We start from the raw sequence: 14,095 nt of genomic DNA on the forward strand, positions 1-14,095 counted from the left end.
TGGCAGTTCACTTCGATCAGCGCCGGGTTCACCGGCTGACACCACCTTCACCCTCCCGGGAGGAATTTTTCCGGGAGGGTGTATCAGGGCGCCACCGGCGCGCTCATAAGAGTGAAAGGCAACGGGGGAACCGGGAAACACGGGGGATCCACGGGGGGACGCACCACCACGGGGGAAGTACGGGGGCTTCGGGCCGGCCGGTCGCTGCCACGGGGGCAGCGACCGGCCGGCCCGAAGGCGTTTCCCCGGTCAGAAGCGGCCCGAGCCCCGGTACAGCTCCAACTCCCCGTCCAGCTCCACGGCGAGCACCGTGGCGTGCGGGTCGAGGTCGGCCGCGGTGGGCGGTTCGATCCACAGCACGCCCGGCGTCTCATGGAGGCCGCCGGTGATGCGGTGGGACAGTTCGGTGCCGCTGCCGACGACCGTGACCCGGCGTACCGAACCGAGCAGGCCGCGTACGTTGATCTCGGCACGCGGGGCGTCGAAGAGGATCAGGTACAGGGTGCGGCGGTCCTCGGACAGGGTGCTCGGGCCGTAGTGGTGGCCGGCCGGGAGGCCGCGGCCGGTGCCGTACACCGCCTCGGCGTGCTTGGCGATCCAGTCGCCGAGCCCCTCCAGCCGCTCGGCCTGCTCCGCCGGGATCGTGCCGTCCTCGCGGGGTCCGACGCTCAGGAGGAGATTGCCGCCTGCGCCGATCGTCTCGGCGAAGTAGCGGATCAGCTGGTCGACCGACTTGTGGTTGTGGTCGTGGTGCTGGTGGCCCCAGGAGTCGTTGATCGTCAGGCACAGCTCCCACGGGCCCTCCGGCGGTATCACCGGGGCGCCCTGTTCCGGGGTCGCGTAGTCGCCCTCGCTGAGCATGCGGGCGTTGAAGACGACGTCGGGCACCTCGGAGCGGATCAGCGCGGCGAGTTCGGGGATGCGCCACTGCTCCTCGCTGCGGTCCCACTCGCCGTCGAACCACATCAGGTCCGGCTTGTAGCGGGAGGTCAGCTCGCGGATCTGGCCGTCCCGGTAGGCGAGGAAGCGTTCCCAGGCGTCCAGGTCCTCGAGTTCCGCCGCGACTTCGGAGTACCGGTTGTCCTCCAGCTCCGGCGGGCGGCCGGGCTTGCGCGTGGAGGCGTAGTCGGGGTGGCTCCAGTCCGAGTGCGAGTAGTAGAGCCCGACCTTGAGGCCCTGCTCGCGCAGGGCGTCCGCGTAGCCGCCGATCAGGTCGCGGCCCACGTTCAGGTCGCCGTGGGCCGTGTCCCACAGGGCCACGCCGTCGTGGTGGCGGCTGGTCAGGACGGAGTACTTGGCGCCTGCCCGCGCGAAGAGCTTCGCCCAGTCGCGCGGGTCGTAGCGGGATGCGGTGAAGCGGTCGAACTGGGACATGTACCGGTCGTACGGGACGATGTCGTCGTAGAACGACCAGGACTCCTGGACGCCGTCCACGGCGTAGATGCCCCAGTGGATGAAGATCCCCAACTTGGCGTCGGTGAACCAGGGTTGCATGGGCACCCCGTTCAGCTCCCTTCCGCGCGCCGCAGGCGGAGCGTGAGGACCTGGAAGGGGCGCAGCGCGAGTGCGACCCCGCCGTCGCCGGTGACGTCCGCGTCCTGAAGCGGGCGCTCCAGCAGGTCGGTCACCTGGGCGCCCGCGAGCGGGAAGCCGGTGCGCAGGACGCCGCTCGCCCGGCCGCCCCGCGATTCGTAGAGGCGTACGACGACGTCGCCGGACCGGTCGTCGGCCAGCTTGACCGCCTCGACGGTCACGCCGTCCCCGGCCACCGAGACGACGGGCTCGGGCGCTCCCGCCGCATCCGCAACCCGCAGGGGGAGGTTGAGGGCGTAGCCCTCGGCGACGGCGTCCTCGATGCTCGCGCCGGGGAGCAGGGAGTAGGTGAAGCGGTGCATGCCCTGGTCGGCCTCGGGGTCCGGCACGCGCGGGGCGCGGACCAGGCTGAGGCTGACCCTGGTCGTCGTACCGCCGTCCTCGCGGACCGTGCGGGAGACGTCGTGGCCGTACGTCGAGTCGTTGATGACCGCGACGCCGTAGCCGGGCTCGGCGATGTGCACCCAGCGGTGGCCGGAGACCTCGAAGCGGGCCGCCTCCCAGCTGGTGTTGGTGTGGGTGGGCCGCTGGATGTGGCCGAACTGGATCTCCGCGGAGGAGTGCGGGGCCCGGATGTCCACCGGGAAGCCCGCCTTGAGGATCTTCTCGGCCTCGTGCCAGTCGATCTCGGTCTCGAAGTCGATGCGGGGACTGCCGGCGCGCAGGGTGATCGTCTGGGTGACCTTCGAGCCCTTGCCGAACGACCGCGTGACCCGGATCGCCCCGATCAGGGCGTCCGCCTCGACGACGGTGACCGCGTCCGCGTCGAGCAGATCGGCGTAGCGGTTCCTGTAGTGCTTGTCGATGTCCCAGGCGTCCCAGTAGTTCGGGAGGTCGGTGTGCAGACGCAGCAGGTTGCCCTTGTCGGCGAGGACTTCACGGCCGGCCCGCAGATCCCGCACGGAGGCGAGCGTGCCGTCCTGCGCCACCTCGACACGGACCAGGCCGTTGTCGAGGACCCGGCCCTCCACCTTCACCGGCCGTGCGGGCTCGGCGTCGGTCAGCGGCGCGCTGCCGCTCGCGGGCACCTCGACGTACGCCGGTGCGCCCTCGGGTGTGCGGACGACCTCGGCCCGGTCGAAGGGGCTGGTGTTGAACACCCGCGTGCCGTCGGCGCCCAGCGCGGCCACCGCCTCGGCGGTGAGCGCCTCCAACTCCTCGGCCACCCGCGCGTATTCGGCTTCCGCCTCGCGGTGCACCCACGCGATCGACGACCCCGGCAGGATGTCGTGGAACTGGTGCAGCAGCACCGTCTTCCACAGCCGGTCCAGCTTCTCGTACGGGTACAGGTAGCCCGGCGCGTGCAGCGCGGCCGTCGTCGCCCACAACTCGGCCTCACGGAGGCGGTGTTCACTGCGCCGGTTGCCCTGCTTGGTGCGGGCCTGGGAGGTGTACGTCGCCCTGTGCAGCTCCAGGTAGAGCTCGCCGACCCACACCGGGGCGTCCGGGTACTCCTCGCGCGCCTTGGCGAAGAACTCGTCGGGGTGTTCCACGACGACCTTCGGGGAGCCCTCCAGGTCCGCCAGCCGGCGCGCCCGCTCCATGATCTCGCGGGTGGGGCCGCCACCGCCGTCGCCCCAGCCGAAGGGTGCGAGGGAGCGCGAACCGCCGCCCTTCTCCGAGTAGTTGCGGACCGCGCGGTCCATCTCCTCGCCGCTGAAGCGGGCGTTGTAGGTGTCGACCGGCGGGAAGTGGGTGAAGATGCGGGTGCCGTCGATGCCCTCCCACCAGAAGGTGTGGTGGGGGAACTTGTTGGTCTGGTTCCAGGAGATCTTCTGGGTCAGGAACCAGTCGTTTCCGGCGAGCTTGGCGAGCTGCGGGTAGGCGGCGGTGTAGCCGAAGGAGTCGGGCAGCCAGACGCCCTTGGTCTCGACGCCGAAGTACTCGATGAAGAACCGCTTGCCGTGGATCAGCTGGCGGGCGATCGCCTCGCCGCCGGGCAGGTTGCCGTCGGCCTCGACCCACATGCCGCCGACCGGCGCCCACTGGCCCTTCTTCACGGATTCCTGGATGCGGGCCCACACGTGCGGGTAGTTGTCGCGCACCCACTCGTACTGCTGGGCCTGCGAGCAGGCGAAGATGAAGTCGTCGTACTCGTCGGCCAGGGACGTGACGTTCGAGAAGGTGCGGGACGTCTTGCGCTTGGTCTCTCGGATGGGCCACAGCCACGCGGAGTCGATGTGCGCGTGGCCGACGCCGGAGACGGTGTGCGCGCTGGCGTGAGCGGGGCGGGCCAGGACGGGCGCGAGCACCTCGCGGACGGCCGCCGCGCTCCCGGAGATGTCGTCCAGGTCCAGGACGTCCATCGCCCGGTCGAGGGCGTGCATGATCTCGTGGCGGCGCGGCTCGTGCTCGCCTAGGTGGACCATGAGCTCGCGCAGCACCTGGAGGTCGAGATCGAGGTGCCAGACCTCCTCGTCCAGGACGGCGATGTCGGCCCGCTGGAAGGTGTAGAGCGGCTTGTCCCCCGCCGTGAGGACGTCACCGAGCGGGGTGGGCGCGGCGAAGTCGTTGGCGAGGATGTCCGGGTTGGAGGCGGCTTCGACCAGGTAGTCGATCTCCTCGCCGCCCGAGACCGGGTTGCCGATGGGCACGTACTGGTTGAGCGGGTTGACGGCCTTCAGGGGCCTGCCGTCGGGCAGGTGGACCAGGGCCTCGGCCTGGTTGCCGGGCCAGTCGCCCACGAAGCCGAGGTCGATGACCGCCTCGACGCGCCGCCCGGCCCACTCGGCGGGCACCCTGCCGCGCATCCGGAGCCAGGTCGTGCCCCAGGGCGGGCCCCACGGGGTGTCCATCGCGAAGGGCGTGTAGCGGGCGGCCGCGGCCTCCTCGAAGGAGACCGGCTCCCCCGGCGCGTGCCAGGCCTCGACCTCGAAGGGGACGGTGGCCGAGTAGATCGCGGGCTTGATGCGCTGATTGTGGACGCGCTCGACGCGTTCCTCGATCCGGCGGCGTTCGTCGTGCATCAGGGTCTCCAGGGAGGGAGAGAACGGAGGGGGAAGCGGAGGGAACCGTGTGGAGGCCGGGGCGCGGGATGGAAGCGCTTTCCGAGGCGGGCGCTACTTAAGGTACGCGAGGCCGGGATGCACCCCGGCGTAGCCCTCGACCAGTCTGCGCGCGACGCCCACCGAGTCGACCAGCGGGTGCAGCGCGAAGGCCTTCACCGCCGTCGTACGGGAGCCGGACTCGGCGGCGGCGAGTACCTCCCGCTCGACCGCCTTGACCGAGCAGACGAGGCCGGTGGCGTGGTCGGGCAGCGGGGCGACGGCGACCGGGTGGGCACCGTTGGCGTCGACCAGGCAGGGCACCTCGATGACGGCGTCGGAGTCGAGCACCGACAGGGTGTTCTGGTTGCGGACGTTGAGGATCAGGGTCGTGCGCTCGTCGCGGGCGATGGCCCGCATCAGCGCGAGCGCCACCTTCTCGTACCCGCCGGAGAGGTCGTCGGCGTCGCGCTCGCCGGCGCCGGCCGTCTCCCGGTTCTCGGACATGTAGGTGGCTTCGCGCTCGGCGCGGGTGCGGTCCCATGCCTGAAGCGCGGAGACGTCCGGGTTGCGCACCTGCTCGTAGAAACCGGCCTGCTGGTCGCGCAGGAAGGCGCCGCGGGTCTTGTCGGCCTGCTGGTAGGCGCGGACGGCCTCGCGGTTGAAGTAGTAGTAGTGCAGGTATTCGTTCGGGATGGCGCCGAGCGAGCGGAGCCAGTCGACGCCGAAGAGCTTGCCCTCCTCGAAGGAGCCGAGCAGGTCGGGGTCGGCGAGCAGGCGCGGCAGCTCGTCGCGGCCGGCGACGCGCAGGCCGCGCACCCAGCCGAGGTGGTTGAGGCCGACGTAGTCGATCCACGCCTCGCCGGGGTTCTTCACGCCGAGCACGCGGGCGATACGGCGGCCGAGGCCGACCGGCGAGTCGCAGATGCCGATGACGCGGTCGCCGAGGTGGCGGGACATGGCCTCGGTGACCAGTCCCGCGGGGTTGGTGAAGTTGATGACCCAGGCGTCCGGCGCGAGGCGGGCCACCCGCTGGGCGATGTCGACGGCGACCGGGACGGTCCGCAGGCCGTAGGCGATGCCGCCCGCACCGACCGTCTCCTGGCCGAGGACACCCTCGGCGAGGGCGATCCGCTCGTCGTCCGCCCGGCCTTCGAGGCCGCCGACGCGGATCGCCGAGAAGACGAAGTCGGCGCCGCGCAGGGCCTCGTCGAGGTCGGTGGTGGCGGTTACCTCGGGCGCGTCGGGCACCCCGGCGGCCTGCTCGGCGAGCACGCGGGTCACGGCGTTCAGGCGGGCGGCGTCCAGGTCGTGCAGCACGACCCGGGTGACCCGGCCCTCCGCGCGGTCCGTCAGGAGCGCCCCGTACACGAGCGGCACGCGGAATCCGCCGCCGCCCAGAATCGTCAGCTTCACGCCTGCACCTTTCCTGCCACGAGCACCTTGACGCCGGCCTCCTCCAGGGCGGACCGGGTCGCCGTGTTCACGGGAGCGTTCGTCACCACCATGTCCAGGTCCTCGGGACCGCATACCTTCGCCATGCCGGTCCCCGGGAACTTCGCCGCGTCGGCGAGCAGGACGACCTTGTCGCCGGCCTTGATCATGGCCCGCTTGACCGGCACCTCGACGACCGTGGTGTCCATGACCTGCCCGCCGGGCCGCACCCCGCTGGTGCCGAGGAACAACCAGTCGGCGTGCAGCTGGCGCAGGTTGTCCTCGGTGAGGAAACCGACCAGGGAGCGGTACTCGCGGCGGACCATGCCGCCGAGCAGCACCAGCTCGATGCCCTCGTCGTCGGCGAGCTCCTCGTAGACCACCAGGTTGCTGGTGATCACAGTGAGGCGGCGGCCGTGCAGCTGGCGGGCCAGCCGGAAGGCGGTGGTTCCGATGTCGAGCAGCACCGACTGACCATCTTCGATCATCGCGGCGGCGTGCGCGGCTATGGCGTCCTTCTCGGGTACGCGCATCTCGGCGACCTCGGCGAAGGGCTGGTCGCCCTCCTCCACGACCGCGCCGCCGTGCACCCGCGTGAGCAGGCCGTCCTCCTCGAGTTTGACCAGGTCACGCCGGACCGTGGCGGGGCTCACACCGAGCCGCTCGGAGAGATCGGTCACGGCCGCGGGGCCGCCGGAGCGCAGGGCCCGCAGGATGAGTTGGTGTCGTCGTTCTGCCAGCACGGCGTGAACACTACTCGTCATCTTCAATCATCGCCATGCTCATTTCTGCTCGGGTATTGACCAATCCCGCGGAGCGGCGCACGATTCCGGTCACCGAAATGAAGAGTTTTGACGAGCTCTCCCCTGCGGGGGTCCCCGGACGAGAGCCCGAGCGAGAGGACTTTTCCGTGGACGACGACCGGCCCGATGTGCTGCTGACCGGGCTGCTCTTCTACGACCTCGTCCTCACCGGGCTCGGGAAGCCCCCGACACCGGGCGAGGAGATCTGGACGGGCGGCATGGGCTGCGGCCCCGGCGGCATCGCCAACCTGGCGGCGGCCGCCGCCCGCTTCGGCCTGCGCACCTCGCTGGCCACGGTGTTCGGCGACGACCTCTACGGCCAGTACTGCCGGGACGTCCTGGGCGACCAGGAGGACATCGACCTCTCGCTCTCCCGCACGGCGGACGGCTGGCCCACCCCGGTCACCGTCTCCCTCGCCTACGGCCACGACCGGGCTCTGGTCACCCACGGCCAGGAACCCCCGTACTCGCAGGACGCGCTGATGGGCGACCCGCCCGAGGCACGCACCGCCCTCGTGCACATCGAGGCCGAACCCCGCGAGTGGCTGGCCAAGGCCGCCGCGAACGGCACCCGGATCTACGCCGACGTCGGCTGGGACCCCACCCAGCAGTGGTCCACCGCCCTCCTGGACCAGCTCTCCCTGTGCCACGCCTTCCTCCCCAACGAGACCGAGGCGATGGCCTACACCCGCACCGACACCGCCGTCGCGGCCCTCGGCACCCTCAGTGAACTGGTGCCGGTGGCCGTGGTGACGCGTGGCGGGGACGGCGCCGTCGCCGTCGACCAGACGACCGGCGAGTACGCGGACGTGCCCGCCCTGGACATCGACGTCCTCGACGCGACGGGCGCGGGCGACGTGTTCGGGGCGAGCTTCGTCGCGGCCTCGCTGGGCGGCTGGCCGCTGGCGGAACGGCTGAAGTTCGCCGTCCTGGCCGCCGGTCTTTCGGTCCGGCGGCCCGGCGGGGCGCTGGCGGCCCCCGGCTGGTACGGCGTCGACCGCTGGTGGCGCTCCCTGACCGATCCCGAACTGAAGCGGGCGTACGGCTTCCTGACGGACCGGCTCCCGGACGATCCGGGGCCCCCCGTCGCGTACGCCCCCGTGACCCCTCCCGCACGGCAGAACTGACTTCCCCGAACGAGCTTCCCCCACGTGCTCTCTCCCCCACGTGCCCCTCTCATGCGAAGTCCCGAAAAGATCCGAAAGGCGGTGGGAGCTGTGCGGCTCTCACGAAGAGGCCTGCTCCGCGCGGGCCTGGCCGGCACGGCTGCCTCGGCGCTGGGCGGCCTGGCGTCCGGCTGTGCCGTTCCGACCGGCTCGACCGGCCGGAACATGGTCCTGTGGTACTGGGACGGCGGCCTCGGCGACACGGCCGTCAACAAGGCCAAGGCCCGCTACGCCAGCAGCGTGGACCTCCAGGCCATCAAGATCGGCGGCTACTACCGCTCCAAGCTGATCACCACGATGACCGGCAACGCCCACGTCCCCGACATCGCGGGCCTCAAGGGCGAGGACATGGCGTCCTACCTGCCCAACGCGGACCAGTTCGTGGACCTCAGGACACTGGGCGCGGACAAGTACCGGAGCCAGTACCTGGACTGGAAGTGGGACCAGGGCGTAGCCGACGACGGCACGATGATCGGCTTCCCGATCGACTGCGGCCCGGTCGCGCACTTCTACCAGTACGAGGTGTTCCGCGAGGCGGGGCTGCCGTACGAGCCCGCCGACGTCTCCAAGGCGCTGAACACCTGGGAGAAGTTCTTCGCGGCCGGCGAGCGGCTCAAGCAGCGCATCCCCGGGACCTCGCTGCTCACCGACGTCAACAGCGTCTTCGAGAACGTCGTGCAGCAGGGCAGCAAGCGGTACGTCGACAAGGACCGCCACTTCATCGGCGACCAGGAGCACGTGCGCAACGCCTGGGCGCTCGCGGTGGAGGCCAAGCGGCGCGGCATCGTCTCCAACCTCGTCACCGGCACCCCGGACCAGATATCCGCGGTCGACAGCGGCAAGCTGCCCAGTCAGCTCGGCGCCTCCTGGGCGACGTACGACATCAAGAACGGCAACCCGAAGACCAAGGGCAAGTGGCGGATCGCGGACATGCCGGTCAGGCCGTCCAACAACGGCGGTTCGTTCCTGTCGATCACGAAGGCGTGCCGGGAGCCCGAGCGGGCCTTCGAGATCATCGCCTGGATGCTGAACGCGTCCAATCAGGCCTCCGGTTACATCGACGCGGGCCTGTTCCCCTCCACTCCCGCCGCGTACGAGCTGAAGCAACTGCGCGACCCCGACCCCTTCTTCGGGGGCCAGGTGACCACGGACGTCTTCGGCCCCGCCGCGCAGAAGATCGTGGTCGCCTACAACAGCCCGTTCGACGTGGCGCTCGGGCAGCCGATCAAGGACGAGATCAAGAACGTCGGCGTCCTCGGCAAGGACCCGAAGAAGGCCTGGACTGACGCCATGAGCAAGTGCCGGCGGATCGCGAAGCACCTGGGGGTGAGCTACTGATGGCCACCGCGTTGGACAAGCCGCCCGTCATGGCGGAGCAGACGGCGGCTGCCGCACCCCGCTCGGGCTTCCGTAAGTACTGGCACCTGTACGCCGCGATCTCCCCCTTCTACCTCCTCTTCCTCGCCTTCGGCCTGATCCCCGTCGGCTTCTCGCTCTACCTCTCCTTCCACCGCTGGGACGGCCTCGGCTCGATGGAGTGGGCGGGCTTCTCGCAGTACCAGTACCTGCTGAGCGACAGCGACTTCTGGAGCTCGATCGGGACCACGCTGATCATCTGGGCGCTGGCCACCTTCCCCATGATCTTCCTGGCGATGATCACGGCCGTGATGCTCAACTCGGCGGTCCGCTTCAAGAACGTCTACCGCTTCGCGTACTTCCTGCCGAACGTCACCTCGGTCGTCGCCATCGCGATCGTCTTCGGCTCGGTCTTCTCCACCAACTTCGGCCTGATGAACGCCCTGTTGCAGGCCGTGGGGCTGGATCAGGTGGCGTGGCTGAACACCCCGTGGGGCATCAAGGTCGCCATCGCGACGCTGATGACCTGGCAATGGACCGGCTACAACGCGATCATCTTCCTCGCGGGCCTGCAGACCGTCCCGGGCGAGCTGTACGAGGCGGCCCGGGTCGACGGTGCCGGTCCCGTGCAGACCTTCTTCCGGATCACGCTGCCGATGCTGCGGCCGACGCTGCTGTTCGTGCTGGTGGTCTCGACGGTCACGGGGCTGCAGAGCTTCACCGAGGCGCAGGTGCTGCTGCAGAACACCTCGAACGACTCGACGTTCTCGGGCGGCCCGGACCACGCGGGCCGGACGATGGTCCTCTACTTCTTCCAGCAGACCTTCGACAACAACGACTTCGGCTACGGCGCCGCCGTGGCGTGGGGGATCTTCCTCGTCGTCGTCATCTTCTCGATCATCAACTGGCGGCTGGTGCAGCGCCGGGGCGAAGACTAGGGAGGCCTGACCACCATGGCATCCATTCAAGGAACACGGCGGCCGAAGGCCATCCGGGGAACCCGCGGCCGGGGCATCGCGCTGCACGCCGTACTCGTCATCGGACTGCTGCTGTCGGCCTTCCCGTTCTACTGGGCCGTCATCATGTCGACGCACACGTCGACCGAGATCTTCTCCTACCCGCCGAAGCTGCTGCCCGGCTCGCACTTCCTGCAGAACGCCCGCAGCCTCTTCGACAACATCGACTTCCTGGGCTCGATGCTCAACTCGCTGCTGGTGGCGTCGGCGGTGACCTTCCTGGTCCTGTTCTTCGACTCGCTGGCCGCGTTCGTCTTCGCCAAGTTCGACTTCCCGGGCCGTCGCCTGCTGTTCACTCTGCTGATGATCATCTTCATGGTGCCGACGCAGCTGGCGATCATCCCGCAGTTCGTGATGATGGCGAACATCGGCTGGATCGGCTCGATGACGGCGCTGATCGTGCCGGCGGCGGCCAACGCCTTCGGCATCTTCTGGATGCGCCAGTACATGAAGAGCGCGATCCACGACGAACTGCTGGACGCCTCGAGGATCGACGGGGCGAACTTCCTGCGCCAGTACTGGCACGTGGCCCTCCCGGTCGTCCGGCCGGGCCTGGCCTTCCTCGGCATCTTCACCTTCATGGCCCAGTGGAACGACTACGCCTGGCCCCTGATCGCCCTCACCAACCCGGACAACGTCACCCTCCAGGTCGCGCTGTCCCAGCTCAACGGCGTCCACGGCACCACGGACTACGGCATGGTGATGACCGGCGCGCTGCTCGCCCTCATCCCCCTGCTCATCGTCTTCGCCATCGGCGCCAAGCAGATCATCGGCGACCTCGGCAAGGGGGCCATCCGCTGATGGACCCGCTGCTGGGGCTGCGCCCCTGGGAGGCACCCGAGGTGACCTCCTGGGGGCGAGAGCCCATGAACGCCGTCGACCGGCGCTGCGGAGCACTCCCCCTCGACGGCGACTGGCGCTTCCAGTTGCTGCAGGCTTCCCACGCGCCGGTCGGCGGTGCCTGGTCGACGTCGTCCGTCCCCGGCGTCTGGACCCTGCAGGGCACGGACGACCTGCCGCAGTACACCAACGTCCGCATGCCGTTCCCCGAGTTCCCGCCCCACTCCCCGGCCGCCAACCCGACCGGTGTGTACGAGCGCGAGGTGGACGTCCCCGCCGAGTGGGCCGGACGCCGGATCGTGCTCCAGGTCGGGGCCGCCGAGAGTGTGCTCCTGGTGCATGTGGACGGGCGGCCCGTGGGCATCTCCAAGGACTCCCACCTGGCGGCCGAGTTCGACCTGACGGGTCTGGTGGGCGCCGGGGAGCGGGCCACCGTACGACTGACGGTCGTGAAATGGTCGGACGCCTCGCACATCGAGGACCAGGACCAGTGGTGGCACGGCGGGATCACCCGCTCGGTGCTGCTGTACGCGACCGACCCGCTGTATCTCGCGGACGTGACCGTGCGGGCGGGCCGCAGCGGTGAGCTGCGCGTCGACTGCCGGGTGCGGTGTGCGGGCGGTGCGCTGCCCGCGGGGTGGCACCTCACCGGCGAGCTGGACGGCCGACTCCTCGTGCAGGACCGCGAGTTCGACCGCCTCAACGCCGAGGACGAACGGGTCTCCGACTTCCTCGGCGAGGCACGGCTGCTGACCACCGTGCCCGACGTGCGCACCTGGAACGCGGAGACGCCCGAGCTGTACGGCCTGACCGTGCGGCTGCACCGCGCCGACGGCACGGTCGCCGACACCTCCCGGCACCGGATCGGCTTCCGTGACGTGGAGATCGTCGGCCGGGACCTGCTGGTCAACGGAGAGCGGGTGTTCATCCGGGGCGTGAACCGGCACGACTTCCATCCGCTGACGGGGCGGACGGTGTCGTACGACGACATGCGCGCCGATCTCGTCCTGCTCAAGCGGTTCGGATTCAACGCGATCCGCACCGCCCACTACCCGAACGACCCGGCGCTGTACGACCTCGCCGACGAGCTCGGCTTCTACGTCGTCGACGAGGCGGACATCGAGTCCCACGACCACGCCCACGAGATCGCCGACGACCCGCGCCATCTGAACGCCTTCGTGGACCGCGTCTCGCGCATGGTGCTGCGCGACAAGAACCACCCGTCGGTCATCATCTGGTCGCTGGGCAACGAGTCGGACTACGGCGCGAACCACGACGCGGCGGCGGGCTGGGTGCGCCGGCACGATCCGACGCGGCCCCTCCAGTACGAGGGGGCGGCCAAGCTCGACTGGGCGGCGACTCACGATGCCTCCGACATCGCCTGCCCCATGTACGCGCCGCTGGAGGACTGCGTGGCCCACGCCCTGTCCGGCCGCCAGACCAGGCCGCTCATCCAGTGCGAGTACTCGCACGCGATGGGCAACAGCAACGGCACGCTGGCCGACCACTGGGCTGCCATCGAGGCCACCCCAGGTCTTCAGGGCGGGTTCATCTGGGAGTTCTGGGACCACGGAATTCTGCAACGCGTGAGCGATGGCAGACCTGCCGGGCGCGCGGGCGCCGGGCTCTATGACAACGGTGTCGCCGCGCCCGGGTACCGCTGGGCGTACGGCGGTGACTTCGGCGAGTCCCTCCACGACGGCGCGTTCATCGCGGACGGCATGGTGTTTCCCGACCGCACGCCCAAGCCCGCGATGTTCGAGCACCGGGAGATCGCGGCGCCGGTGCGCATCGAGTGCTACAGGCACGAGGGCATCGTGCTCGGCAACCACCAGCACTTCCGGGGCCTGGACTGGCTGGCCGGCGAGTGGCGGCTGGACCTGGCCGACGGCACGACCCTGGCCGGTCCCGCCGAGCTGCCCGACCTGTGCCCGGGCGAGACGGCCGCCGTGCCGCTGCCCTTCGAGGTGCCGCACGAGGGCGGCGAGGCCTGGCTGACGCTGCGCGTGACGGTGGCCGAGGACCAGCCGTGGGCGCCGCGTGGCACCGAGGTGTGTGTGCCGCAGATCCGGCTGCGCGGACCCGCCGTGGCCCCGGACCTGCCGGTGGACCGGCACGTCGGGGTCGACGGCGAAGGACTCCTCCTGCATCCGCTGCTGACGGCGGCCCCCACGCTCTCCCTGTGGCGGGCACCCACCGACAACGACGAGCTGGGCGGCATGGCCGGACGCTGGCGGAACTGGGGGCTCGACGCGCTGGTGCGCAAGGTCGTGTCCGTCCGAGACGATGCCGGGCAGGTGACGGTGGAGGCCGAGTACGCAGGCACCGCCGGTGTCGTACGGCACCGCCAGGTGCTCACGCCCGTCGAGGGCGGGGTCCGCGTCGACGAGGAGGCAGAGCTGCCGGAGACGTTCGACGACGTGGCAAGGGTCGGAACGGTCTTCGAGACGGCCGCCGGTCTCGACCTGCTGGAGTGGTTCGGGCAGGGCCCGTGGGAGTCGTACCCCGACCGCAGCGCGGGCGCGCCCGTGGGCCATCACCGCGTACCCGTCGACGAGTTGTTCACCCCGTATCTGCGTCCGCAGGAGAGCGGCGGCCGGCACGGCGTACGGCGGTTCACGCTGTCCGCGCCGGACGCCACCGGCCTCTGCGTCGCGCTGGACGAACCCCGCCAGGTCTCCGTGACCCGCTATCGCGCCGAGGATCTCGCCTCCGCACGGCACCACGACGAGCTGGTCCCGCGGCCCGGCTGCGTGGTGCACATCGACGCCGCGCACCGGGGGCTGGGCACCGCCTCTTGCGGCCCCGACACCTCACCGTCGTATCTCGTCGCACCGGGCGTCCATCGCTGGAGCTGGACCCTGCGCGTGCTCTGAACTCCCCCCACGCCCTTCGCTGTCACC

At 70.3% G+C, this 14,095-nt stretch carries 9 protein-coding genes; 5 read left to right on the forward strand and 4 right to left on the reverse strand.

What is annotated here, in order from left to right; all coding sequences use genetic code 11:
• Positions 1-249 precede the first annotated feature (249 nt).
• From ACFY5C_RS03120 to ACFY5C_RS03135, 4 genes are all read right to left on the reverse strand, one after another.
• The gene (locus tag ACFY5C_RS03120) at positions 250-1,500 is read right to left on the reverse strand and encodes an alpha-L-fucosidase (protein WP_389439760.1); all 1,251 of its coding nucleotides are present in this window, start codon (positions 1,498-1,500) and stop codon (positions 250-252) included.
• Positions 1,501-1,505: 5 nt separating this feature from the next.
• Positions 1,506-4,559, reverse strand: coding sequence for an alpha-mannosidase (locus ACFY5C_RS03125; protein ID WP_389439762.1), 3,054 nt, complete (start codon positions 4,557-4,559; stop codon positions 1,506-1,508).
• Between the two features lie 93 nt (positions 4,560-4,652).
• Entirely contained in the window at positions 4,653-5,993 is a 1,341-nt protein-coding gene (locus ACFY5C_RS03130) for a 6-phospho-beta-glucosidase (protein ID WP_389439764.1), read from the reverse strand.
• Positions 5,990-6,754, reverse strand: a complete 765-nt coding sequence (locus ACFY5C_RS03135) for a DeoR/GlpR family DNA-binding transcription regulator (RefSeq protein WP_389440676.1) — start codon at positions 6,752-6,754, stop codon at positions 5,990-5,992. The genes ACFY5C_RS03130 and ACFY5C_RS03135 overlap by 4 nt, the downstream gene beginning before the upstream one ends.
• Positions 6,755-6,921: 167 nt before the next feature.
• Here ACFY5C_RS03135 and ACFY5C_RS03140 point away from each other — a divergent pair, with 167 nt between their 5' ends.
• The 5 genes from ACFY5C_RS03140 (at position 6,922) to ACFY5C_RS03160 (ending at position 14,068) form a co-directional block, all read left to right on the forward strand.
• Positions 6,922-7,941, forward strand: a complete 1,020-nt coding sequence (locus tag ACFY5C_RS03140; protein WP_389439766.1) for a PfkB family carbohydrate kinase — start codon at positions 6,922-6,924, stop codon at positions 7,939-7,941.
• A 90-nt stretch (positions 7,942-8,031) separates the two neighbouring features.
• Positions 8,032-9,318, forward strand: coding sequence for an ABC transporter substrate-binding protein (locus ACFY5C_RS03145; protein WP_389439768.1), 1,287 nt, complete (start codon positions 8,032-8,034; stop codon positions 9,316-9,318).
• Positions 9,318-10,274, forward strand: a complete 957-nt coding sequence (locus ACFY5C_RS03150) for a carbohydrate ABC transporter permease (RefSeq protein WP_389439770.1) — start codon at positions 9,318-9,320, stop codon at positions 10,272-10,274. Before ACFY5C_RS03145 ends, ACFY5C_RS03150 begins: the two co-directional genes overlap by 1 nt.
• Positions 10,275-10,289: 15 nt before the next feature.
• On the forward strand, positions 10,290-11,153 hold the full coding sequence (locus ACFY5C_RS03155) for a carbohydrate ABC transporter permease (protein ID WP_389439772.1): 864 nt from the start codon (positions 10,290-10,292) through the stop codon (positions 11,151-11,153).
• Positions 11,153-14,068 (forward strand): glycoside hydrolase family 2 TIM barrel-domain containing protein, encoded by a 2,916-nt coding sequence (locus ACFY5C_RS03160; RefSeq protein ID WP_389439774.1) that lies wholly within the window; start codon positions 11,153-11,155, stop codon positions 14,066-14,068. Before ACFY5C_RS03155 ends, ACFY5C_RS03160 begins: the two co-directional genes overlap by 1 nt.
• The last annotated feature ends 27 nt before the right edge of the window (positions 14,069-14,095 follow it).

The sequence above is a fragment of the Streptomyces sp. NPDC012935 genome (assembly GCF_042900345.1).
Taxonomy (GTDB): Bacteria; Actinomycetota; Actinomycetes; order Streptomycetales; family Streptomycetaceae; genus Streptomyces.